The organism is Butyrivibrio sp. MB2005, from assembly GCF_000424285.1.
Lineage (GTDB): Bacteria > Bacillota > Clostridia > Lachnospirales > Lachnospiraceae > Butyrivibrio.
This window is the reverse complement of the sequence record NZ_AUJP01000027.1, coordinates 23,506-45,144: the sequence shown is the minus strand read 5'-3', so window position 1 is coordinate 45,144 and position 21,639 is coordinate 23,506. Positions and strand designations below refer to the sequence as shown.

General features: G+C 39.6%; 24 protein-coding genes. 18 read left to right on the top strand and 6 right to left on the bottom strand.

Annotated elements, in window-relative coordinates; genetic code table 11:
- Nucleotides 1-360: transposase (locus G610_RS20970; protein WP_242829657.1), on the top strand; the 360-nt coding region annotated here is incomplete at its 5' end.
- A gap of 37 nt (nt 361-397) precedes the next feature.
- On the opposite strand, the gene G610_RS24025 is transcribed toward G610_RS20970, so the two are convergent.
- On the bottom strand, nt 398-532 hold the full coding sequence (locus G610_RS24025) for an AraC family transcriptional regulator (RefSeq protein WP_442855670.1): 135 nt from the start codon (nt 530-532) through the stop codon (nt 398-400).
- The gene (locus tag G610_RS20965; protein ID WP_051198011.1) at nt 529-978 is read right to left on the bottom strand and encodes a hypothetical protein; all 450 of its coding nucleotides are present in this window, start codon (nt 976-978) and stop codon (nt 529-531) included. The genes G610_RS24025 and G610_RS20965 overlap by 4 nt, the downstream gene beginning before the upstream one ends.
- 55 nt (nt 979-1,033) lie before the next feature.
- On the opposite strand from G610_RS20965, the gene G610_RS0113610 reads away from it, so the two are divergent.
- A complete protein-coding gene (locus G610_RS0113610; protein WP_026525238.1) occupies nt 1,034-1,243 on the top strand; it encodes an HPr family phosphocarrier protein in 210 nt (69 codons plus the stop codon).
- An 82-nt stretch (nt 1,244-1,325) separates the two neighbouring features.
- Here G610_RS0113610 and ftsZ read toward each other — a convergent pair whose 3' ends face one another.
- Complete coding sequence (gene ftsZ / locus G610_RS0113605; protein ID WP_026525237.1) at nt 1,326-2,528, bottom strand: cell division protein FtsZ; 1,203 nt, start codon at nt 2,526-2,528, stop codon at nt 1,326-1,328.
- Between the two features lie 171 nt (nt 2,529-2,699).
- Here ftsZ and G610_RS22325 point away from each other — a divergent pair, with 171 nt between their 5' ends.
- The 3 genes from G610_RS22325 to G610_RS0113590 all read left to right on the top strand — a co-directional run bounded on the left by G610_RS22325 (nt 2,700) and on the right by G610_RS0113590 (nt 4,415).
- Nucleotides 2,700-3,143, top strand: a complete 444-nt coding sequence (locus G610_RS22325; protein WP_026525236.1) for a helix-turn-helix domain-containing protein — start codon at nt 2,700-2,702, stop codon at nt 3,141-3,143.
- Nucleotides 3,121-3,546 carry an ImmA/IrrE family metallo-endopeptidase gene (locus G610_RS0113595; protein WP_026525235.1) on the top strand — a complete coding sequence of 142 codons (426 nt, stop codon included), beginning with the start codon at nt 3,121-3,123 and terminating at the stop codon, nt 3,544-3,546. The genes G610_RS22325 and G610_RS0113595 overlap by 23 nt, the downstream gene beginning before the upstream one ends.
- Before the next feature lie 158 nt (nt 3,547-3,704).
- Nucleotides 3,705-4,415 carry a tetratricopeptide repeat protein gene (locus tag G610_RS0113590; protein ID WP_026525234.1) on the top strand — a complete coding sequence of 237 codons (711 nt, stop codon included), beginning with the start codon at nt 3,705-3,707 and terminating at the stop codon, nt 4,413-4,415.
- Nucleotides 4,416-4,692: 277 nt separating this feature from the next.
- Here the strand turns inward: G610_RS0113590 and G610_RS0113580 are convergent, their stop codons facing one another.
- A complete protein-coding gene (locus tag G610_RS0113580; RefSeq protein WP_035797586.1) occupies nt 4,693-5,004 on the bottom strand; it encodes a hypothetical protein in 312 nt (103 codons plus the stop codon).
- A 599-nt stretch (nt 5,005-5,603) separates the two neighbouring features.
- Between G610_RS0113580 and G610_RS23135 the strand changes: the two genes are divergently transcribed.
- From G610_RS23135 to G610_RS0113520, 12 genes are all read left to right on the top strand, one after another.
- Nucleotides 5,604-5,777, top strand: coding sequence for a hypothetical protein (locus G610_RS23135; protein WP_155831038.1), 174 nt, complete (start codon nt 5,604-5,606; stop codon nt 5,775-5,777).
- Nucleotides 5,764-6,480: a type II toxin-antitoxin system PemK/MazF family toxin gene (locus tag G610_RS0113565; protein WP_026525232.1), complete on the top strand. Its 717-nt coding sequence runs from the start codon at nt 5,764-5,766 to the stop codon at nt 6,478-6,480. Before G610_RS23135 ends, G610_RS0113565 begins: the two co-directional genes overlap by 14 nt.
- A 203-nt stretch (nt 6,481-6,683) precedes the next feature.
- The gene (locus G610_RS24020) at nt 6,684-6,821 is read left to right on the top strand and encodes a zinc ribbon domain-containing protein (protein WP_155831037.1); all 138 of its coding nucleotides are present in this window, start codon (nt 6,684-6,686) and stop codon (nt 6,819-6,821) included.
- Between the two features lie 275 nt (nt 6,822-7,096).
- Nucleotides 7,097-7,501, top strand: a complete 405-nt coding sequence (gene tnpA / locus G610_RS23125; RefSeq protein WP_155831036.1) for an IS66 family insertion sequence element accessory protein TnpA — start codon at nt 7,097-7,099, stop codon at nt 7,499-7,501.
- A complete protein-coding gene (gene tnpB, locus G610_RS0113555) occupies nt 7,498-7,842 on the top strand; it encodes an IS66 family insertion sequence element accessory protein TnpB (protein WP_026525230.1) in 345 nt (114 codons plus the stop codon). Before tnpA ends, tnpB begins: the two co-directional genes overlap by 4 nt.
- A 222-nt stretch (nt 7,843-8,064) precedes the next feature.
- Nucleotides 8,065-8,436, top strand: coding sequence for a hypothetical protein (locus G610_RS22320; protein ID WP_155831035.1), 372 nt, complete (start codon nt 8,065-8,067; stop codon nt 8,434-8,436).
- Nucleotides 8,430-9,050: a carbohydrate ABC transporter permease gene (locus G610_RS20955; protein WP_051198009.1), complete on the top strand. Its 621-nt coding sequence runs from the start codon at nt 8,430-8,432 to the stop codon at nt 9,048-9,050. The genes G610_RS22320 and G610_RS20955 overlap by 7 nt, the downstream gene beginning before the upstream one ends.
- Nucleotides 9,051-9,168: 118 nt before the next feature.
- Nucleotides 9,169-9,873, top strand: coding sequence for a carbohydrate ABC transporter permease (locus tag G610_RS0113545; protein ID WP_242829656.1), 705 nt, complete (start codon nt 9,169-9,171; stop codon nt 9,871-9,873).
- Nucleotides 9,873-11,774, top strand: a complete 1,902-nt coding sequence (locus G610_RS20950; protein ID WP_035797589.1) for a glycoside hydrolase family 31 protein — start codon at nt 9,873-9,875, stop codon at nt 11,772-11,774. Before G610_RS0113545 ends, G610_RS20950 begins: the two co-directional genes overlap by 1 nt.
- Before the next feature lie 197 nt (nt 11,775-11,971).
- The gene (locus G610_RS0113535; RefSeq protein WP_026525228.1) at nt 11,972-13,396 is read left to right on the top strand and encodes an ATP-binding protein; all 1,425 of its coding nucleotides are present in this window, start codon (nt 11,972-11,974) and stop codon (nt 13,394-13,396) included.
- Nucleotides 13,397-13,573: 177 nt separating this feature from the next.
- Nucleotides 13,574-14,245: a methyltransferase family protein gene (locus G610_RS0113530; RefSeq protein ID WP_026525227.1), complete on the top strand. Its 672-nt coding sequence runs from the start codon at nt 13,574-13,576 to the stop codon at nt 14,243-14,245.
- 548 nt (nt 14,246-14,793) lie between these two features.
- Nucleotides 14,794-15,918: an SLC13 family permease gene (locus tag G610_RS0113520; protein WP_026525226.1), complete on the top strand. Its 1,125-nt coding sequence runs from the start codon at nt 14,794-14,796 to the stop codon at nt 15,916-15,918.
- 81 nt (nt 15,919-15,999) lie between these two features.
- On the opposite strand, the gene G610_RS0113515 is transcribed toward G610_RS0113520, so the two are convergent.
- Entirely contained in the window at nt 16,000-16,356 is a 357-nt protein-coding gene (locus tag G610_RS0113515; RefSeq protein ID WP_026525225.1) for a hypothetical protein, read from the bottom strand.
- A gap of 30 nt (nt 16,357-16,386) precedes the next feature.
- Nucleotides 16,387-20,136 carry a chemotaxis protein CheB gene (locus G610_RS22315; RefSeq protein ID WP_051198006.1) on the bottom strand — a complete coding sequence of 1,250 codons (3,750 nt, stop codon included), beginning with the start codon at nt 20,134-20,136 and terminating at the stop codon, nt 16,387-16,389.
- Between the two features lie 118 nt (nt 20,137-20,254).
- On the opposite strand from G610_RS22315, the gene G610_RS0113505 reads away from it, so the two are divergent.
- Nucleotides 20,255-21,439, top strand: a complete 1,185-nt coding sequence (locus G610_RS0113505; protein ID WP_026525224.1) for a response regulator — start codon at nt 20,255-20,257, stop codon at nt 21,437-21,439.
- Nucleotides 21,440-21,639: the final 200 nt, after the last annotated feature.

Here is a 21,639-nt window from a genome sequence, read left to right as displayed (position 1 = left end):
GTGCAGATACCAATGCTGATATTTGCAGATATGCTAAGATATAAACTTGCTGAATACGGGATAAGGTTTGCGCTTACGGAAGAGAGCTATACATCCAAAGCGGATTTTCTTGCGATGGATGAGATTCCTGTGTATAAAAAGGGAAGTAATGCTGACTATGTTTTTTCCGGAAAAAGGATAAAACGTGGACTTTACAGGCACTACGATGGGACAATAACAAATGCAGACATAAACGGAGCTGCCAATATCTTAAGAAAAGTATTCCCAAAGGTAACCCAATGGGATAGGGGCATAGTGGACATGCCCTGTTCTTTGGGATGCACTAAGCATTCCAAAGGTTCATGCCGCTCTGCGGCATAACAGAAACCTCTTCCGACGCAGAGTCGGTGGAGGTAGTTCATTTTGTCATTTTTGTCCTGTATTCTTTAGGTGTCATATGAAATTGCTTTTCAAACAGAGAATAGAAATGTGTCCGGTTGGAAAACTGCAGGTTCTGGGCAATAGATGTGATGGATGCTTTGGTTGTTGTCAGATCTTCTGCAGCTTTTTTAGGAAAAATGTCATACCATAATCATAAAGGCACATGCCTGTAAATTTGTTCACGATTCTGTTGAGATAATCGCCACTGTAGTTTAGTGCTTTTTCAAGTTCTGCACGGCTAATTCTGCCATTCTTCTCATCCATAAGATGGTCTATACGGCTGAAAAGAAGCTGGTCGTTTCCCATACCCATTTCAACCTCAGTACAGTGATAATTAACATTGGAGGATATGAAATACAGAAGCTCACTAAGAAGACTCCTCATTTTATATGAGAATCCAAAGTGAGGAAACATCATTGTACTCAGCATTTCAGTAGCCAATTCACCAAGCTGCACTAAGCCAGACGACCTATTAAATGCTGGTATCATATCCAGATATGCCTTGCGGTCAGGGGTATCCAGATCAGATATGATGAATTTGTATAGATCACTCTTCATAAATTCTTTTTCTGAATGGAACGAAGAATGTTCTGCTACTGTAAACAGCTCACCTATGATTAAGCTGAATCCTTGTCAGATTCCTGAATTTGTAAATGCTGCTTCTAAATGCGAGTTTGATGTAGATGTTTCATACAACAGGGTAACGATTGATGCAAAATCAATCCTTGGAGTTTTTGGGCTGGATTTTCGATCTCCGCTCAAAGTAAGCTATATAGGTTATAATCAGGATTTCGAGAAATTTCTTACAGACCATATTGCTTGAAATATGGTAATACAATGAATTGTAGGTATATAAAAAACAGCCAACCCTACTGGGCATATTGCCAAGTAGAGATGGCTGTTTTTTAATCCCTGCTCTTTAAAAACGGTGGAATCTCCAGCTGTACGGGTTTTACCCTGGGAGTGATCTCACGTGCCGGTCTTACCGGAGGAACAGTTTTAGCGGATGCTGGTTGGAGGACACTGACGTTTAGATCTTTGTTTTGGACAGGGGTATTATCTGCAGCTTTTGTGGTATTAGTTTGCGGAATGGGAGCCTTAAGTTCGCGATTGTCAGCCTTGGGTATTTCCTGCTTCTGAGGGAGAGGAACATTTTTTGTCTGTTTCATTCCTGTTGCAATAAGTGTGACAACAACCTCTGAGGATTCCGTGTCACTACCTACCGTTCCCCAGAAGATGTTTACATTTTCACCTGCCTGTTCCCTGATGTAGGCAACAGCTTTATTAAGGGCGACGATGTCGATCTTACCACTTGTGTTCAGAAGAATGTTGGATGCTCCGGTTATGTTTGTTTCAAGGAGCTGCGAGCACATGGCTTTCTCAACAGCATCTATTATTGTCTCATCATCTGTTGCAATACCGATCCCGAAAAGTCCATAGCCTTTGTCCTTGAGGGTTGACTTAAGGTCGTTGAAGTCAAGATTGATGGTACCGTGATTGAAGATGATATTTGTTATTCCTTCTATCGTGTATTTAAGTACAGAGTCAGCAAGCTTGAAGGCTTCATCCATGTAGAAGGGTTTATCGGTTATGGTTAGCAGCTTGTCGTTAGGGATGACAAGGAGGGTATCAATATTCTGTTCAAGATTCTTAAGACCTGCTTTTGCTGCCATGACCCTTGGCTGGCTCTCAAAAGAAAAGGGCATTGTTACCACGGCCACAGTAAGGATTCCAAGCTGTTTACATATCCTTGCTACAACAGGTATCGCACCTGTCCCAGTGCCACCGCCCATACCGCAGGTGAGTATGACCATGTTTGCATCCTTTACAAGCTCTGCGATTTCCTCTTCGCTTTCTTTTGCTGCAGATTCCCCGATAACAGGGTCTCCACCTGCACCGTAACCTTGCGTTAGCTTAGAGCCAAGCTGGAGCCTCTTGTTTGCAGGGCATTGTTCAAGCGTCATGGAATCAGTGTTAAGTGCTATATATTCCACATATTCGGAAGCATCACTAACCATACGGGAGACCGCGTTGTTTCCGCCTCCGCCTATTCCTAATACCATGACCTTGGGCATATTTGAATTGTTCTTTGCTCTTATTTCCAACATTTTCCACCTCCGGATTTGCATCAGTGCAAGAAAACTGATGTATCAGATTTGCATTTATGCAAGTAATTCTATGCTTATCAATATAGCGTTTATGCAAATATGTGTCAATAGAAAATTTGCATAAATGCAAATATTGATGTAATATAGTTTTTACAGACGAGGTACTTGAACATGAATATAGGCGAAAAACTCAAAAAAAGAAGGAAGGAACTAGGGATCTCTGCAGAGGTAATCGCTGAGAAACTGGGTGTTTCATATACCACCATATACAGATATGAGGCTTCGAGCATTACCAAGATCCCGGTAGAGACATTTAACAAACTGTGCGGGATACTGGGAGTAACCCCGGCTGAACTCATGGGTGATTCAGAGGAGGCAAAGGATACCGCGGATGAAGCAGCAAAGCTGCCAAGTCATTTTGACAATCCGCAGGAGGCTATTGAATTCATATTGAAGACTCCGACGCTGGCTGCTTTTGGAGGGTATGACCCTGACCAGATGGATGATGAGACGATCCTTGAATTTGCAAATGAACTGCTTGGACACTTAAAGGTCATGAGTCACAGGTATCAGAAAAAGGGGGCATCGGGGGATGAGAAGACAGGAGATCGTTGATTTCGCAAATGATCTGAAGAATACGTATCAGACAAATGATCCGTATGAGATCGCGGAAATATACGGCATAAGTGTCCATGAGAGGACTGAATGCATAAAGGGCTTCACTGCGCAGGCCATAAAATTCAAAGGCTATGTGCCATACATACTGATAAACGGGAATTATCCGGAGAGGTCAAGAAGGGTTATGTGTGCGCATGAACTTGGACATATCTTCCTGCATGATGACACACTTAACAATTTTGCAAATCCGGGTGGCAGGATCAACATGGATGCGGAGTACGAGGCAAACCTGTTTGCACTTGCGCTCCTTGAAGACCAGGATAACCTTGCCATGGATATGGCAGACATACCAGCATACCTTGTCCATAACATTGTTGAAGAGAGTGTTGATAAGCTGTAAATATTGTATAATCTTGAGAGTCGGGATTCAGTTCCGGCTCTTTTTGTCCGTTTGGGCAAAAATGCGCAAATGCTATAATAAGCAATGAATGATATGAGTTTTATACGTTAATAGAGTATCAGTGATTATAAGCTGATGGCAGGTGGGAGAAAAATAGTATGGCTGACAAGGGGAAAATAGCGAAAGTAAGCTTAAATCATATATCTGAAGTATTCCTATATGAGTATTATGTATCCGGTGGCAGTGAGTATGAGATTTCAGAGACAGATTATGCCGGAGCTCATAAGGAAAAGGCAAGGCAGTTAATGTCAGAAGGTAATACAGACGCTGCAATGCAGGAGTGGATCAAGGCTCACTTTGAAAATCCTGTGGATATGGAATCAATTCTTTCAATAATCTCATGCTGCAAACAGCTTGGTGATATTGAAGGAGAGTATTCATATACAAGAGATTCCTATAATTTCTGCTGCACAAGAGCTGAGATGGGGGCTTATTACAGAAACCTGGGTTGGTATTACCTTGAGAAATATGATCCGGAATTATCTTCAGCCTGCTATATGTATAGTCAGTTATTTGAAAAGACGGAACAGGCTGAAGATGAGATAAAGTTCCTGGAAAAAGCCCTAAACCGGGCAGTAGAGGAAAAGAGCCCTGATGAACTTCAGAAGATATTGAAAAGACATGATATTCCTACAGAGGCAAATGGCGTAACTCTTGCGCTTTTATATAAAGCAGGCGGTGAGGCAGAAGCAGCCGGTCAATATGCACAGGCTCTGGACTGCTATCGTATGGTATTTGACCTTACGCAAGATGCGGAGGTTGAGCTAAAAATCAGCAATCTACAAAAATTGTATGAACAGGAGATTTAATCTGTGGCAAGAGAACTGACAGAAGCAGAGAAAAATGAATATAATGCCATGGTTGAAACTGCTAAGCAGCTTAACATCTTTGGTTAGGAAGAGGAGCTGGATGCAAAGGATTTCATAATAGAGATCTGGGGAAGTGAAGATGGGGATTCACAATGAACATGGGCAAAATGCTCGTAATATAAGATTCACACGACTATTCAATCCCTGAGATCAAAGAGATAGAGAACCTATAACCCAAAGCAGCCCCACCAAATAAAGGTTTTATTAGAGACAGTTTTTATCTAAGTTTTTTCCTTACTTTCGGATTACTCTTCGCAAGAATGGTTGAAACGAGGCTTAACCTTAAAAGGATTCGGGGGATTTCCCTTATATTATCCTCATCAAGTGCCACGGCTGCTATGATTTTACAGAATGCATCGCTTTCTGCAAGAAATTGGGATGCTTCCAAGAAAGATACTTTTCCAGAAACATAGGCATATTCTGCCACACTGACTCTTCTGTAAAGTCCAAGCCATTCAAGTGGTGAGATATTAAGCATGCGCTTTTCGAGCTTTTTCTTCAGTCTCTTGTATTTTCTACGCTTTCCCATAATCATTCCCCTTAAACGGATTCTTTTCTTTATGATATTGTAAGTGAATCCACAAAGATAGAACATCCAAATTTCTGCAAAAACAGTTCCTATAAGTTGCGGCTTAAGTTAAAATGGTTGAGGAACAGCCATATTTGTCTGATATATGGGGCATTAGCGCAGATGGGAGCGCATCACACTGGCAGTGTGAGGGTCACGGGCGCTATTCCCTGTTTGCGCACCAAACAGATATCAGTAAATATGCGGGATTGCAGTATCATGCGGGATTCTTTTTTGTATGTTATTTACGTAAGTTATTAAAAAATTAAGGAAAATACTTAACTGCTCATCTATTTTGCATTGCTGGAAATGTGTAATTTTTTCATTATATGGGATTATAATTAAAGGCATAATATGCATATTAGTAATGCATATATGAGGAAGATTTTGTCGGAATATCGTTTGAAACATAAGGGTTTATACACTGGATTTAGCAGAGTGCAGCTTTTATTAAGGTATGCGTCCACTACTTACATATTCAACTTGTTTTTGTTCTGTGATAGAATATCAATAAATTAGATGAACCTTTTCTTTATAAGGCGTTCAGAAAGGAGGATGACATGGCTAAAATTAAATCTGTTCAAGACTTTAAGGATTATCTTAAGGAGAATAGAGATTTATTGCACAAAAATGCTGTTAGAATTGAAAACCTTCCTCCAGATGATGATTGGATTCTAGACGATGAGTGGGATGAAATATATAAGCAAGAGGTTTTGAAAAATGGGAAAGTATAACGTTGGTGAGGTGTGGTGGATTCACTTTCCTTATGGGGATAAGGATGTTGAAAAGAGAAGACCTGCTATAGTTGTAGATGATGATACTATTGCTATTTTAGCAATGTATGTTACAAGTAAAGATAAAGATAATCCATATAGTATAGAGATAGAAGATTGGAAAGAAGCAGGGCTTTCTAAACCGTCCTGGACTAGAATAGATAGGATAGTTAGCATAAGTGAGTGGTTCATGGATAGAAAGATCGGTGATTTATCCAGTCGAGATTTTTCGAAAATAATGGAGTTAGTCACGGAGATTAATTCTAAAAAGTTCCATGAGTTTAGCCTTCTCGCTATAAAAAATAGTAAGAACCAATACTTGCAGATTTATGATGAAAGATGGCAATGTTGGCTGTTTCCATATGTAAGAAGTACTGATGATAACAAGTCAAATGTTGATGCTTATGCAGAAGAGCTGCTTAAGGAACCAGTAAAGACTACTTATGTAACAGTGGCAAAGCATTGCAAATATTCAGTAAGTGACCAGGTTTATAAGATTTATAATCATAAACTCTATAAGGCATTGGTAGAGTCCGAATTGCTTCAGGTGGCAGAAAATGATTCCAAATATAAATGGATGACTATAGAAGATTTGGAGTCAGATGAGGCAATTATGGAGAAAAATGATGATATAGTAGCATTTGTGAAGACCAAGTGTAAGTAATTGCTATAGAATTTTTCGATATTTAATGGGTAATCAAAGTTCGTGAGGGTTTAGATTTATGAGGGAGCAATCAGATTGGTTACTCCCTTTTTCTGACTATACATTTATGAAGGCATAAGTCAATATAAGATAAGTATTGTAAGTATTGTGGAACAAAGCGTGGTGAAGGTGCATTTAAGCCATATCGAAATGTCTCTTACGGATTGTATGGACCATGTGGAACATATTTTTATAAATGCCCTCATTGCGGAAAAATATTTGAGTACTGGACTATTGGCTCAAGTGATGTAAAGCATTGTCCTTCCTGCGGAAGCGAGGTTGAAGAAACTGGTTATAAGTAAGATCAATCTTAGCATACATGATTATTCGTTTTTACCGATCCCAATAAAATGTAACGATTTTTGAAAGATGGGCATATACTGTCCATCTTATTTTGTATTCTGAAATCAGAAAAAAGTGATAGGTTCATCGTAAGCGCGAAATAATTCGGCGGATTTCGCAAACCGCACAATAACTTCATAATGAGTATGACTATATCACTACGTTTTATGGTGAATCATGAGTAGTTCCAAATCACTAAACACTACATTTCATGGTGCATCGGAAAGGAATCTATATGCCATACTCAATGCGTCGTAACCCTGATGAATGGATGAAACTGGTCCTTGAATGCCGCAAAAGCGGCATGTCGGATCGACAATGGTGTAATTCTAATGGTATTAGCTATTACACATTTGCATCAGCTATCAAAACTCTTAGACGGATGAATTATGAAGTTCCGAAGTCTAGAGATCTTGATATACATGACCTTACCATTCCCAAACAGGACGTGGTAAAGGTGGATATCGTTTCTGATATCCAGCCATCCAAGGAAATAGTTCCTATACAAGAGGTGGCTACGCACCTTGACAATTCACATATGATAGAGATTAGTCTTGGAGATATGCACATCTCTCTTTGCAATGGAGCTGATCCTGATCTTGTAGCCAGAACTCTTTCAGCATTAAGGAACTTCGTATGATCGGCGATATAACAGCTGCAGATGAAATCTACATTGTCTGCGGCTATACCGATATGAGAAAGTCCATAGATGGCCTTTGTGCCATAGTCGAAGATAAGCTTCACATGGATCCTAAGAGCAGAGCTCTGTTTCTCTTCTGTGGAAGAAGATCCGACAGGTTCAAGATGCTTCTGTGGGAATCTGACGGCTTTATCCTGTTTTACAAAAGGCTATCCGCAGAACAGGGAAGATATCGCTGGCCAAGGAACAAAGATGAAGTCAGGAACCTTACCTGGCGTGAGTTTGACTGGCTTCTTGCAGGCATCGATATAGAGCAGCCAAAGGCCATTAAAGCGTCTTAAGGATTTATATCCGCTTTTTGTGCAGATTTCTGTATAGTGCCTAAATCGGATTAATACAGAGCTTGTTATTTCAGCTTTTGGGCGTTTCAGCTAGGGGATATACCCTTATTAATAATTGAAGTTGATGAATACGCTGATAGAAATGATAAATTGAGGCATTATTTTAGGTTTTCGCGGTTATGTGATTCTGATGAGAAAACTTTTTCCGCGGATGATATTTTTGTGCCATTTGAGGTAAGCCTTTCTCCATATTATGAAGGAACTTCAATTGAAATAATTGAGCAATATATGGATATAGAGGATATAGATGATGTTGGAGCCTTGATATGGGACATTTTTGAAGAGTTTAGAATCCAAAACCAAATAAGGACGAATCGTGATGGAATAGGATATTTTAATAAATGGGAAAACATTACAAGTCAATTGATCGAGGCGCTTGAACAAGGTGATAGCATACAGTTAAACGTTAATTGGATTGAATCTGATAATTGGAATAGTGTTTTTGCAGATGTAAAGAGTTTTGGAACACACTGTTGCATGTCCTGTATTACATTGTATTGTATATTCCGCTTGGATTCGTGTTTTCAATGGTAATAGCCCTCATCCTGAATACAGAAAAAAAATTTACCGGAGTCATGAGGGTGTTGTTCTATATACCGGTTTTAACATCCTGGGTTGCTGCAAGCCTTATCTGGAAATGGGTGTTAAGTTCACAATATGGAGTAATTAATTCCATCATTGGTATATTTGGAATGAAGGGTCCGGACTGGCTTACAAACAGGTTCTGGGCTATGCCGGGAATCGTTTTGGCATCAGTGTGGAAGGATATGGGATATTACGGCCTGTATATTTTTGGCGGATTAAGAGGAATCGATCCTACATATTACGAAGCGGCAAAGGTGGACGGTGCCGGTAAATTCAGGACGCTTATCAGTGTCACCATGCCCCTTTTATCGCCTACTTTATTTTATTGTCTGATAATGTCCCTTATAAATGCATTTCAGCTATTCCCGCAGGTTCTTATTATGACCGAAGGTGGACCTAATGGAGCGACGCAGGTCATGGTTGAAAGAATCTATACGTATGCTTTCAGCTATTTCAAGATGGGATATGCGGCAGCATATTCATGGTTACTGTTCCTCATAATACTCATTTTGACTCTCATTCAGTTGAAGGTACAGAAAGTGTGGGTGCATTATGAATCATAATACTCAAAAACTAATATATAATGTTTTATTCTACATAGGATCAGCATTACTTGTGGTAATAGTAACTATTCCTTTGTATTGGATGATATCGACATCACTAAAATCAAAAGGTGCATTGATGGCGCTTCCTATACAGTGGATTCCGAAAAAGCCGACACTTAATTCTTATAAAAAGGTGTTTACGCTCTTTCCCTTTGCAAGGGCAATAGCCAACAGCGCATTCATAACTATCGCTTATGTTGTGATCACAGTTTTGTCAGCATCCATGGCGGCTTTTGCCATCTCCAAAATAAGATTTAAAGGTGCAAATGTGGTTTTTGCAATGTATCTGACATCCATGATGATACCGGTTCAGATCACACTTATTCCAATGTTTATCATAATGAATAAATTTTCTTTGATAAATACATATACAAGCGTTATTTCACCTGCTATTTTTAAGGCATTTGCAGTATTTTTGCTGGTACAAAATATGAGAGCACTTCCGGATGATTATCTCGAGGCAGCAAGAATCGATGGAGCAGGAATGTTCAAAATATATAAGGATGTGATAATGCCTATGATGATTCCAACAGTAGCCACATTAGCTATAACAACTTTCATGGAAGCATGGAATGACTACTTATGGCCACTTGTAATGCTATCAGATAAAAATAAGATGACGCTGACTCTTGCATTAAATACACTTAACGGCCAGTATGACACTGAATATAATGTGTTGATGGCAGGAAGTCTTATCTCAATGATACCAATAATAATCATATACATTATTGCCCAGACCCAGATGAAGCAGGGGATTACCGTAGGAGGAGTAAAAGGATAATGATAAAAAAATACAGGATAGGAAATCCGATCGAGACAGATTCTGTAGTAACCAATATAGATATTGAAAATAGTAAAATTCCTTACTTTGAAACACTAAGCGACAAGAGAGAACTGACACTTAGTATGTCAAAAAAGGACAGGATATATGGACTTGGAGAGACAGTAAGGGGAATAAATAAAAGAGGATATATCTACACAAGCAACTGTTCTGATGATCCCAATCACACAGAGGATAAGAGATCCTTGTATGCAGCGCAGAATTTCTTTGTCTATTGGGGAAAAGAAATGGGCTTTGGAATGTATGTGGATACACCTGGACAGGTATCTTTTGATATTGGGTATACCGACAAGGACACCTTTTCCATATTATTTGAAGATTATGATGCATATATTTATGTCATAGATGGAGAAAGTATCAAGGATATTGTAAAACAGTTCCGCAAAATAATAGGTAAAAGTTATGTTCCACCAAGATGGGCATTTGGATTTGGCCAAAGCAGGTGGAGTTATATGAATGAGCAGGAAGTCAGGAATGTCGTAGATAATTATGATAAGCAAAATATTCCTATCGACAGTGTCTATCTTGATATCGATTACATGGAAAGATATAAGGACTTTACCATAGATGAGGAGAGATTTCCGAATTTTAAGGACTTTGTAAAAGAGATGTCAGACAAAGGTATCCACCTTGTACCTATCATCGATGCCGGGGTAAAGATTGAAGACGGTTATGATGTATATGAGGAAGGAATTAAAAATGACTATTTCTGCAAAAAAGAAAATGGAGAAAACCTTGTTGCAGCAGTATGGCCGGGGAAGGTACATTTTCCGGATTTCTTAAATGAGGATGCGAGACGCTGGTTTGGCGACAAGTATAAGGTTCTTTTGGATTATGGAATAGACGGTTTTTGGAATGATATGAATGAGCCTGCTATCTTTTATACAGAAGACCATTTAAAGGAAGTATTCGAGCAGTTAAAGGATTATGAAGGCCAAAATCTGGATATAAGATCATTCTTCAAGATGCAGGATATTGTCGGTGGACTTGAAAATAATGAAGAGGATTACAGAAGGTTTTACCACAACTATAAAGGAAAAAAATATCGACATGATAAAGTTCATAATCTTTTCGGGTACAATATGACAAGAGCTGCCGGAGAGGCTTTTGAAAGATTGTCTCCAAATAAACGAATGTTGATGTTTTCTAGATCTTCATATATAGGAATGCATCGATATGGCGGTGTGTGGTGTGGTGATAATAAATCCTGGTGGAGTCACCTATTGCTTAATATACAACAGATGCCGGCACTTAACATGTGCGGATTTTTATACAGCGGAGCAGATGTAGGCGGCTTTGGCGCAGATGTCACAGAAGATCTTATGATGAGATGGTTAGAATTTGGTATTTTCACGCCTCTTTTCAGAAACCATTCAGCAGAAGGTACGAGGAGGCAGGAATTCTATAGGTTTTCGGATATAGAGAGCTTTAAAAACATTGTCAGACTCAGATATTCGCTCATACCTTATCTTTATTCAGAGTTTATGAAGGCAGTTAACAGCGACGGAATGTTATTTACTCCTTTATGCTTCGAATATCCCGATGATGATATGGCTTATGAAGTAGAGGATCAGCTCTTTGTGGGAGAAAGCATCATGATAGCACCTGTCTATAAGCAGAATGTAACTGGAAGATATGTATATTTACCGGAGGAAATGAAGCTTTGCAGATTCAGAAGTTATGATGATTACGATGTTGAGATAATAGATAAAGGACACCACTATATTAAAGCCGAGCTTAATGAGGTTCTGGTGTTCATAAGAAGAGGACATTCACTTCCTTTGGCATCGCCTGCAGACAGGACGGAAAAAATAGATTATTCTAACCTGAAATATGTATGAGGCACCGGGGATGTTTCAGATTGACGCACTATAAATGAATAGCCTCAATTGAAAATTTTCAGAGTTGACTTAGTAAGATCCTTATGCAAAAACTATAAAAGCCTGATTGAAATATAAGTGTCGGCATGTTATATTAATTCAAAGAGATTTTATTAAAAACAATTTGAATAAAAATGATTTGAATTAAGGAGAGCCATATGTTCATTGGACGAGAAAGAGAATTAAAATCGCTAAATGAAGTATATTCCAAAGCGGGCTTCGGAATGACCATTATATATGGCAGACGAAGAGTAGGAAAATCGTACCTTATTACAGAGTTCATAAAAGATAAGAAGGCCATATTCTACACAGCAACAAAGGTGGGTTCAGAAAGGAACTTAGAGCTTTTTTCAAAACAAGTCCTGGACGTTCTTAATCCTGAATATAGTGATGCGACCTTTCCATCAATTGAGAGCGTACTTGATATTCTGACAAAAAAGCTAAGTGAATCTGATGAAAAGATCATACTTGTAATAGATGAGCTTCCATATTGGGCTGAGAAGGATGAAGCACTCTTATCAATCCTTCAGAAGTATATTGATACAAAATGGCTTGATAAGAATCTGATGCTGATACTTTGCGGATCGGCACTTAGTTTTATGGAGAAAAAGGTCCTTAGTGAAAAGAGTCCTGTCTTTGGAAGGAGAGACGCTCAGATTAAGCTGGAAGCATTTAATTACAGAGATTCAGCGCTATTTGTTCCGGATTACTCATCGGAAGATAAGGCTATATGCTACGGCGTAACAGGAGGAGTTGCAAAGTATCTGTCCCTGTTTGATCCTAAAAAGAGCCTTGATGATAATATCAAGCGTCTATTCTTTAATACAAACGGATATCTTTTTGATGAAACAAAGAATCTTCTTACCCAGGAATTTGCTGATGTAACTCTTGTAAATAACGTTATAGAACAGGTAGCATCAGGAGAAAATGCCCTTAATATCATTGCATCCAAAGTAAAGGAAAAGGATCCGACAGTTCTCTATTCCCTTGAAAAGCTGATAGATGTGGGTCTTGTAGAGAAGAAAAAATGCATCACAGAGGAAAAGAACAAGAAAAAGACTCAGTATGTACTAAAGGATCATATGTTTAAGTTCTGGTATGAGTTTATTCCCAAGGCCATTAGCGTAATAGAGATGGGGCAGGGAGAACTCTACTATGAAAAGGCTGTAAAGCCAAAACTCCATGAATTCATGGGAAGTGTTTTTGAAGAAATGTGCAGATATTACACATTGGAGCAGGGAATCCAGGGAGCATTTGGATCATTCTTAACTGAGACCGGAACCTGGTGGGGCGTAGAACAGCTTCAGGATGCGGAAGATAAGTGGTATCAGCAGGCAACGGACATAGACGTTGTTGGCATTTCCACAATAGACAAGACTGCAGTTATCGGTGAATGCAAGTTTAAGAATGAAAAGATTGATAAAGGAATATATGAAACCCTGGTCGGAAGAGCAAGACCCATTTCCGGTAAATACAATATTACAAAATATTTGCTGTTTTCACTTAGCGGATTTACAGACTGGTTTAATGATATAGATAAGACAAATCTTGTTCTTATCACAGTTGATGATATGTATAAGTAACATTTGCACCTGCCATTTTTCCCGGAGGATTTCGTATGAAGGATGGACACTATGAGAACATCTGTCCATATTACCATGAACTGTAGCAGGGGTCGCTTCCTGTAGTTCGTCGATACACCGTGGCAAATCTTAAACCGGCGCATATGCTGATGATACGGTATGAGAAAAGGAGATAGTATGAACGGTAAATTATTTGCACAGGCAATCATAAAAGTGATCTCGGGGGTGTTCCTGATGGGTATTCTTCTGTTTATACCCGCGGGATCTTTTTCCTATTGGAACGGATGGCTTCTGATGGCAGTTTTGTTTGTTCCCATGATCGTAGCGGGATTTGTCATGATGAAGAAAAGCCCGGAACTGTTACAAAAACGGCTGAACGCAAAAGAAGAGCAATCCGAGCAGAAAACGGTCATCGTATTGAGCGGACTGATGTTTTTTGCCGCTTTTGTCGTAGCAGGGTTAAATTTCCGGTTTGGCTGGATCATTTTGCCAAATTGGATCGCCTATGCCGCAACCGCAGTGTTTCTGCTTGGCTATTTGCTTTATGCGGAGGTTCTTAGGGAAAACGCTTACCTTTCCAGAATTGTCGAGGTGCAGGAAAACCAAAAGGTGATAGATACCGGCCTTTATGGGATTGTCAGACATCCGATGTACTCGAGCACCCTTCTTTTGTTTTTATCAATGCCGCTTGTACTTGGATCGGTTATATCTTTTGTTATCATGCTTGTATATATCCCGATCATCGCGAAACGCATCCGCAATGAAGAACAGGTACTTGAACAAGGACTTGCGGGATATTCCGATTACAGAAAGCGGGTAAAGCACAAGTTGATACCGTGGATCTGGTAAATGGTACTGTTGTTTCAGGGATGATCGGCATATTGTCAGAGGAGCTTTATGGATAATACTATTTGTGATTAGTGGAAATGCTATTCATCCCCGTAAAGAAGACAGCGAGCAAGTAGCGCAAATGAATTAAATGTTTATAAAACCCGACCAAAAATCATCACTTTGCATTTATGAGAATTTATAGAAATTTAAGATTTTGCCAAACCTCTGAAAAGATTAGATATTATATGGGGACAACGAATATGTGTTACATTACAGATTTTAATATTAGTAACAGATAAGACAGAAATAACAGATTTGGCAGATTATGTAAAACAGGAAGCAGTCAATTCGAGTGTAATTAGCGTTGCCAGACAAAGAGGCGTGTAAATGGTTTCATTTGAGCAGCGTAATAGAACTTTGCGGAAAAGTTATGTTTGTGATACTACTTATTCCCCATTTCGGGTATAATGCTGTAATATGGTGTGAGCCATCTATTTGGATTTTCATGGCCATAGAGCTTATCTGGGCCTGGAATTCCAATGATTATATCAAAGGGGATAGTAGTAATGAAAAAAATAATAAGCAAGTTAAAATCTGATCCTGTCCTTGCGGCAGCATGGCTTCTGGCCGTGATCTCAGCTTTTTTCGTGCACCCGGGAAAAGATTATCTCGGTTATATAGATTTCAGGTCGCTGGGCATCCTATGGGGACTGATGATCGTGGTCCAGGGTTTCAGGGAGAACTCCATTTTTGAAAAAATAGGAGAAATTCTTCTCAAAAAGGTTTCAAAAGGATGGCAGGTAGCGGTAATCCTCATCCTCATGTGTTTCTTCGGAAGCATGCTTATCACAAATGATGTGGCGCTGATTACCTTCGTGCCCTTCGCACTTATGACACTTCACAACTGCAAAAGAGAAGATATGATGATCCCTGTGGTAGTGTTGCAGACCGTGGCAGCCAACCTTGGAAGTATGCTTACTCCCATCGGAAACCCTCAGAATCTCTATCTGTACGGAGTTACAGGCATGAGCATGGCGCAGTTCATCGGATGTATGCTGCCATATTCGATACTGGCGCTGGTTCTTCTTATGATATCCGTGCTGTTCATTCCAGGAAAAAAGGAAGGTCTTGGTGACAGGACAGACACTTACCACATAGTAAAAAGCTTCGGAAGCACCGGGCAGGTGGTCATATACTCCATCCTGTTTGTAGTTGCACTTCTTACGGTACTTAGAATAATTCCATGGCAGATCATGGCGGGTATCATCCTGGTTACTGTAGCGATCCTTGATGGAAAAATTCTGCTGAGAGCAGACTACATCCTGCTTCTTACCTTTATAGGATTCTTCATTTTTACAGGAAACATAGGAAAAATCCCTCAGATTCGCGATATTCTGCAGAATCTTGTTCAGGGAAAAGAATTCATAACATCTGTTATAACAAGCCAGTTTATCAGTAATGTGCCTGCGACATTGCTTCTTACGGATTTTGCAGGAGACTACAAAGAGCTTCTTGCAGGTGTAAATGTAGGAGGTCTTGGAACTCTTATCGCATCAATGGCCAGCCTGATTTCTTTTAAGGCATATACCAATGATTACAAAGAAAAAACAGGCAAATATCTGCTGACCTTCACTCTTGTGAACATCGCATATCTGGCTGTTTTCATAGTGGTTCATATATTTGTACGTTAAAATCGGAAAAAATGCCTGTCACTTATACATATCACAAGTTCTGTAAAGGTGACAGGCTTTTTATAACTAACAGAAAATAAATCATTCTAAATGTAAGGCTTTGATTAAAGAGTCTCTGAGCTTTTGTGCTGCCTCAAGGTCGCTTTCCAGCGTTGGACGTATTTCTTCGTAGCGCAGATCATCTGTAAGTTCGCACATAGCTTTGAAAAGCGGCGTCAACGAGAGATCGACACAGGAGCCTTTCATTCTGTGAGATATGACAAAGGCATCCCTGTATTGTTTTTTCTCAATTAATTTACACATATCATTCCAATCATTATTTGATACAAAAGCATCAACAAGACTGAGGTAGAAGACTTCGTCGCCAAGCATCCTTTTTATTGCTGATTCTGAATCCGCTCCCCATAAGTTAAGTGCTTCAATTTGCTTATTGTCCATACAATATCTCCTAGAAAAAAGCGTAAAGTGTCAGGCCTTATCGAGCTGCTTCTGGATAGCCTTGGCAAGGCTTGCAAACAGTCTGTTTTGGTCAATTGGCTTTTCCAGTATCAGATCGATACCTGCATTCTGGCAGCGGCTTTCTACATCGTTAGCCATATCTGCAGTAAGCGCAAAGATTGGAATAACAGCTGCATCAGGCGTAGAAAGGCTTCGAATCTCTTTTGCCGCATCAAGACCCGTCTTGACAGGCATCATAAGATCCATTAAAAGGGCCTGATAATGGTAAGGATCACGTCCTTTGAACATATCAATGGCTTCCTGTCCATCTCTGGCTACTTCTGTATGAATTCCCTTTGTTTTTAACAGTTTAATAATGACTTCCGCATTTATTGTGTTATCTTCAGCAAGAAGAATGGTTTTTCCGTAGAGAATCTGATCCTCGTATTCTTCAGATTGATGCGTATGCAGTGATATCTGCTCATCTGTTGCGAGAGGATATGTAAGAACTATGGTAAACTCGGTTCCCACGCCTACGTGACTAGTGCAGGAGATGGTTCCACCCATGAGTTCTACGAGATTTTTGCATATGTAAAGACCGAGTCCTGTCCCTTCCTGGTATGGATCATCTGTACCACGATACTGTTCGAAGGGCATAAACATACGCTGTTGGAAATCATCACTTATTCCGATACCTGTGTCTCTGATAGTGTATGTATGAACAGAAGATGTATCAGTATAGGTTACATTTGTTGTAAAGATTATCCTGCCGCCTTTTGGAGTAAATTTAATACTATTTGAAAGAAGGTTCAGGATGGATCTCTCCACATGCTTGGTGTCCATAAGGACATAACGATCCTTTGAACCATTTATCTTATATTCAAAATTAAGGCCTGCTTCACGAGCTTGCTCAGCTGTCATAGTTGAAATTGAAGTTATAAGATTTTCCTCGCGGACAGCCGAACTTATCGAAACTATTTTTCCTGCGTTAATCTTGCTTGTCTCCAGAATTTCCTCGATAAGTGTCAAAAGATATTGGCTGGAAGTCATAATCTTATCAAGATTATCCTTAAGTGCAGGTGTTATGGAATCCTCCTGAAGTGAAAGCTGTGTAAGTCCAAAGATAGCAGTGAGAGGAGTTCTCATATCGTGAGACATCTGTGAAAGGAAGGTCTCTTTTTCGCGACTTGATTTTACCGCAGCGCGAAGGGCTTTACCCATTTCATCAATCTGCTCCTGATCATCGATTTGCTTGGTAGTATCAACAAAAGTAAGAACCAGTCCTTTGAGTGCCCGTTTTTTATCGTTGGGTGAGATACCGGATTCTTCAGTTCCATTGATTTCGTGGTAAGGTGCAATGCGGATAAGATAGGTTTTTCCTGCAACGGATGCACATCGTTGTTCTACTGGTTCCATGGTATTAAGAACTACACGACATAGTTCAAGAAGATCTATTGTGGTAAAGTTAAAGCCAATGTAGCGAAGTGATCTACCTACATCCTGATCTGCAATACTGAATTCGGATGAGATGTATTCCGTATATTTTCTTATGTTCAGATCCTTGTCCACCATAAGTATTCCAACAAGGGTGGAGGACAAAAAGTTCGAGATATCGTTGTTTGCAACGGCTAGCTCTGTAACCTTGGTTTGATATTCGGAATTTACAGTATATAATTCTTCATTAACTGACTGAAGCTCTTCGTTACTTGACTGAAGTTCTTCGTTAGCGGTAAGAAGCTCCTCGTTGGCGGCCTGGAGCTCGGCGTTAGTTGATTCCAGCTCTGTTACGGTCTGGCGCAGCGAGTTTTTGGTTGCCTTTAGTTCCTGTTCGAGATCTGATATACGCTGGGATGCCGCAAAATCAACCTTATATTTCTGCATATCGATATTTGCAAGTTCGCGTCTGCGTATAAATGAAACTGCAGTAAAATCTGTTTTATCACCATGATTATCCGAGATAGGATATGCAACAATTGAAACAAATTCTGCTTTACCATCAATTTCAACAGGAATATCTGAGTATGCTTTGCGTTCGCCAGTAATTCTGGCTTCTTTAAGTGCAGTTGAGAGCGCAATTTTAAAATCAGCCCTGATGAGCTGGAAAATATCCAAAGTAACTTGGCCTGTAGGAAGTGAGATGAGCCTTGAACAGTCACCATAACTTCTTACAAGCTCGTTCTTTTCATTAACAAGAACAGTCGCGGGCATAAGCGCTTCAAGAACAGAGGTGTCGAGCTCGTGCGCCTTGTAACTGGTGGTATCTTCATCGTCAATTCCAGAAACATTGATGGGCTCAATAGGGGTTTCGATATTGCTCATGGAATAGGCAAATTGCTCGTGAACGGGTGCATTCCCCTCTGCATAGTGTATGAAAATCTTTTCATCAGCGCACACAACACGGAATACATCCGCATAGTCTATAACTGATTCTGAACGACCAAGGAACAGATATCCCCTGTCGGAAAGAGCCATGTGAAAAATAGCAAAAAGATTCCGTTGCAGAACAGCCTGGAAATATATAAGTACGTTTCTGCAGCAGATTAAATCCAGTTTTCCGAAAGGAGGATCCTGGAATACGTTGTGTTGGGCAAAGATGATCATCTTTCTTATGTCATGATGAATTACATATTTGTTCCCTTTTCGTGTAAAAAATTTGGAGAGTCTTGCGACAGACACATCCTCAATTATGTTGTTTCCGTAAATTCCGCGGACAGCAGTGCTTATTGAGTCAGGATCAAGGTCTGTTGCAAATATCTTTACGCTTCTGTGTGTTGAAAGCTCTTCCATGGCTTCGGCAAACAGAATAGCAATAGAGTAGGCTTCTTCACCTGTTGAGCAGCCGGCAACCCAGACGCGCAGTTCATCGTCGGAATGAGAGCTTGTGATCAACTTTTTGATGACATTCTCTTTTAATACTTCGAAGTAGTCAGGGTCACGAAAAAATGATGTGACACCAATCAGAACCTCCTTCGCAAGGATTTTTGCTTCCTCCGGGTTTGTAGTCATGTAGTTGACGTATTCCCGAAGGTTACGATTATGTGTTACTACAAGTCTTCTTTCTATTCTTCGAAGGATGGTTGTCTGCTTATAGTAAGCGTAGTTTATATTGGTGACATTTTTTAATATTGAAAAAACCTTGGAGAGAAGGTCATCATCGGTGACGCCTAGCTGTGTTTCCGCGTCTACCACAGATTTGGCAATATGCGCAAGTTCTCTGGCAATGGAATCCGGTTTTAACATAAGGTCCACAAAACCTGTACTTATTGCATTTCTTGGCATGCCATCGAACTTGGCAGACTCAGGGCTTTGAACAATAATCATACCATTTTGTTCTTTGATGGCCCTGATACCATTTGTTCCGTCAGAACCTGTTCCTGAAAGAATGACAGCAACGGAACGGTTTTCATAGGCATTGGCAAGAGAGCGGAAGAAGATGTCGATAGGGTGGCTTATCTCCTGGGGGTTTTGCTCCTTGAGACTCAAGACATTGTTATGGATTACTACGTTGTATTTGGGCGGAATCATATATATGTGGTTTCTTTCGACCTGCATTCCGTCCTCTATTTCCTTTATAGGCATTGAATTATATTTTCCAAGTATGTCAACAAGCATACTTTTGTGATTGGGAGCCAGATGCTGGATTATAACAAAAGCCATGCCGGTATTGGATGGAAGAAAAGTCAGAAATTGCTGAAGAGCTTCAAGTCCACCGGCTGAAGCTCCAATTCCTACTACACAGTGCGGTTGAATATTGACAGAAATCTCCTGAGAGTTATACATATAGTGCCTTTCTATGCTCAGCATAATAATTTTATATTTAATTCACTCATTTTTATTAGAATATATGATATTATTATCTCAAGTTTTCAGAAATTTTTCCATAGAAAAGAGAAAAACGATGGACGATATTAATGATAAGAAGCTAATTGACAAACTAATTGATACAGAACATAAGTTAAAAAATAGCAATTCCTTAATTGAGCAGATGAACAGAAGTGTCAGAGGACCACTGTATTCTATCATTGAGTTTTCAAATTTGGCAAAAGAGAGTGGTTATGATGAAGTAGCCACAAAACATTACCTGGATCAGATAAACCGTGCAAGCCATTTGATGAATGCATCTATTGATGATGTTATGGCAATGCGTCAAATTACGTTGAACCATGTAAGATTGCATCCGGAATTTGTTGATTTGGATGCATTACTGGATTCATTGAAAAAGGATGTTGCTAATTTTTTAAGTCCGGTGGGAATAGAGCTTGTCATAGAGAAAAAGGAGCTTAAGAACTGTTACATCAGTACAGATTATTTAATTCTTTTTCGTATTCTCCGTAAGATGATAAGAGTGGTTACAGAGATGATGTCCAATAAGGGTGTTGTTAATCTGGAAGTAGAAAATGTAGGCAACGTCAACAATTATATTGATATAAGTTTTAAAGCCTATGGGGAAGATACAACAATTACAAGCAGTAAGCTGCAGGCTTTAAGGGATGAGTTTGAAGCTGTTGAATATGATACGTATTCCTTTTTGGAAACTATGGATCCAACTATTACTATCATTAGATATTATGCGCATGAATTGGGAGCGGACACTATTAAAGCCACCTCTGATCCTGAAGAGGGAGCAAGTATACAGTTAACGATCCGTTTCTCTATGGTATCGGCTGGAGAGTATGCTGCTTTGATTAATCGCAACTTCGACTTTTCACATAAAAGAATTCTTGTTGCAGATGATGATGAGATCAATCTTGAGATTGTAGACAGACTTCTTAGACAGAAAGGCGCGGAAGTAGTTACGGTACGTGATGGCAGGGAGGCGCTACATACATACAGGACGGAACATGGTAAATTTGATATTATACTGCTTGATATTGTAATGCCTGATATAGACGGATTATCCGTAGCAAGACAGATAAGAGAGAATACAACAATTCCTTCATCCAGGAGTATTCCAATCATAGCTATGACAGTGAATGCTTTCCACGAAGATTACGAACAGAGCATCAAGGCCGGGATGAATGCTCACCTTGTAAAGCCGATTGAATCCAGAAGGCTGTATAACACAATTGTCGAGTATATTTAAGGTTGAGAGCTCAACCTGAGCTTTTAGCCCAATTACATGATATTACAAAGACCTGACACAAGTTTTGTGATATGATTCCCCTAAAGTAGACAATGGAAATAACCATGGAAAATTGAGGCAAAAAATTGCATTTCACCCTATGAAAAGTGTAACTCACCGCAGTTACGCTTTTTTTATGTCTCAAATGCGATAATATCAAT

What these genes read in the sequence shown, in the direction of transcription:
- G610_RS20965 (WP_051198011.1), bottom strand. Translation starts at nt 978, where the DNA reads ATGAAGAGTGATCTATACAAATTCATCATATCTGATCTGGATACCCCT.
- G610_RS0113610 (WP_026525238.1), top strand. Translation starts at nt 1,034, where the DNA reads ATGATTAAGCTGAATCCTTGTCAGATTCCTGAATTTGTAAATGCTGCT.
- ftsZ (WP_026525237.1), bottom strand. Translation starts at nt 2,528, where the DNA reads ATGTTGGAAATAAGAGCAAAGAACAATTCAAATATGCCCAAGGTCATG.
- G610_RS22325 (WP_026525236.1), top strand. Translation starts at nt 2,700, where the DNA reads ATGAATATAGGCGAAAAACTCAAAAAAAGAAGGAAGGAACTAGGGATC.
- G610_RS0113595 (WP_026525235.1), top strand. Translation starts at nt 3,121, where the DNA reads ATGAGAAGACAGGAGATCGTTGATTTCGCAAATGATCTGAAGAATACG.
- G610_RS0113590 (WP_026525234.1), top strand. Translation starts at nt 3,705, where the DNA reads ATGGCTGACAAGGGGAAAATAGCGAAAGTAAGCTTAAATCATATATCT.
- G610_RS0113580 (WP_035797586.1), bottom strand. Translation starts at nt 5,004, where the DNA reads ATGGGAAAGCGTAGAAAATACAAGAGACTGAAGAAAAAGCTCGAAAAG.
- G610_RS23135 (WP_155831038.1), top strand. Translation starts at nt 5,604, where the DNA reads ATGGCTAAAATTAAATCTGTTCAAGACTTTAAGGATTATCTTAAGGAG.
- G610_RS0113565 (WP_026525232.1), top strand. Translation starts at nt 5,764, where the DNA reads ATGGGAAAGTATAACGTTGGTGAGGTGTGGTGGATTCACTTTCCTTAT.
- tnpA (WP_155831036.1), top strand. Translation starts at nt 7,097, where the DNA reads ATGCCATACTCAATGCGTCGTAACCCTGATGAATGGATGAAACTGGTC.
- tnpB (WP_026525230.1), top strand. Translation starts at nt 7,498, where the DNA reads ATGATCGGCGATATAACAGCTGCAGATGAAATCTACATTGTCTGCGGC.
- G610_RS20955 (WP_051198009.1), top strand. Translation starts at nt 8,430, where the DNA reads ATGGTAATAGCCCTCATCCTGAATACAGAAAAAAAATTTACCGGAGTC.
- G610_RS0113545 (WP_242829656.1), top strand. Translation starts at nt 9,169, where the DNA reads ATGGCGCTTCCTATACAGTGGATTCCGAAAAAGCCGACACTTAATTCT.
- G610_RS20950 (WP_035797589.1), top strand. Translation starts at nt 9,873, where the DNA reads ATGATAAAAAAATACAGGATAGGAAATCCGATCGAGACAGATTCTGTA.
- G610_RS0113535 (WP_026525228.1), top strand. Translation starts at nt 11,972, where the DNA reads ATGTTCATTGGACGAGAAAGAGAATTAAAATCGCTAAATGAAGTATAT.
- G610_RS0113530 (WP_026525227.1), top strand. Translation starts at nt 13,574, where the DNA reads ATGAACGGTAAATTATTTGCACAGGCAATCATAAAAGTGATCTCGGGG.
- G610_RS0113520 (WP_026525226.1), top strand. Translation starts at nt 14,794, where the DNA reads ATGAAAAAAATAATAAGCAAGTTAAAATCTGATCCTGTCCTTGCGGCA.
- G610_RS0113515 (WP_026525225.1), bottom strand. Translation starts at nt 16,356, where the DNA reads ATGGACAATAAGCAAATTGAAGCACTTAACTTATGGGGAGCGGATTCA.
- G610_RS22315 (WP_051198006.1), bottom strand. Translation starts at nt 20,136, where the DNA reads ATGTATAACTCTCAGGAGATTTCTGTCAATATTCAACCGCACTGTGTA.
- G610_RS0113505 (WP_026525224.1), top strand. Translation starts at nt 20,255, where the DNA reads ATGGACGATATTAATGATAAGAAGCTAATTGACAAACTAATTGATACA.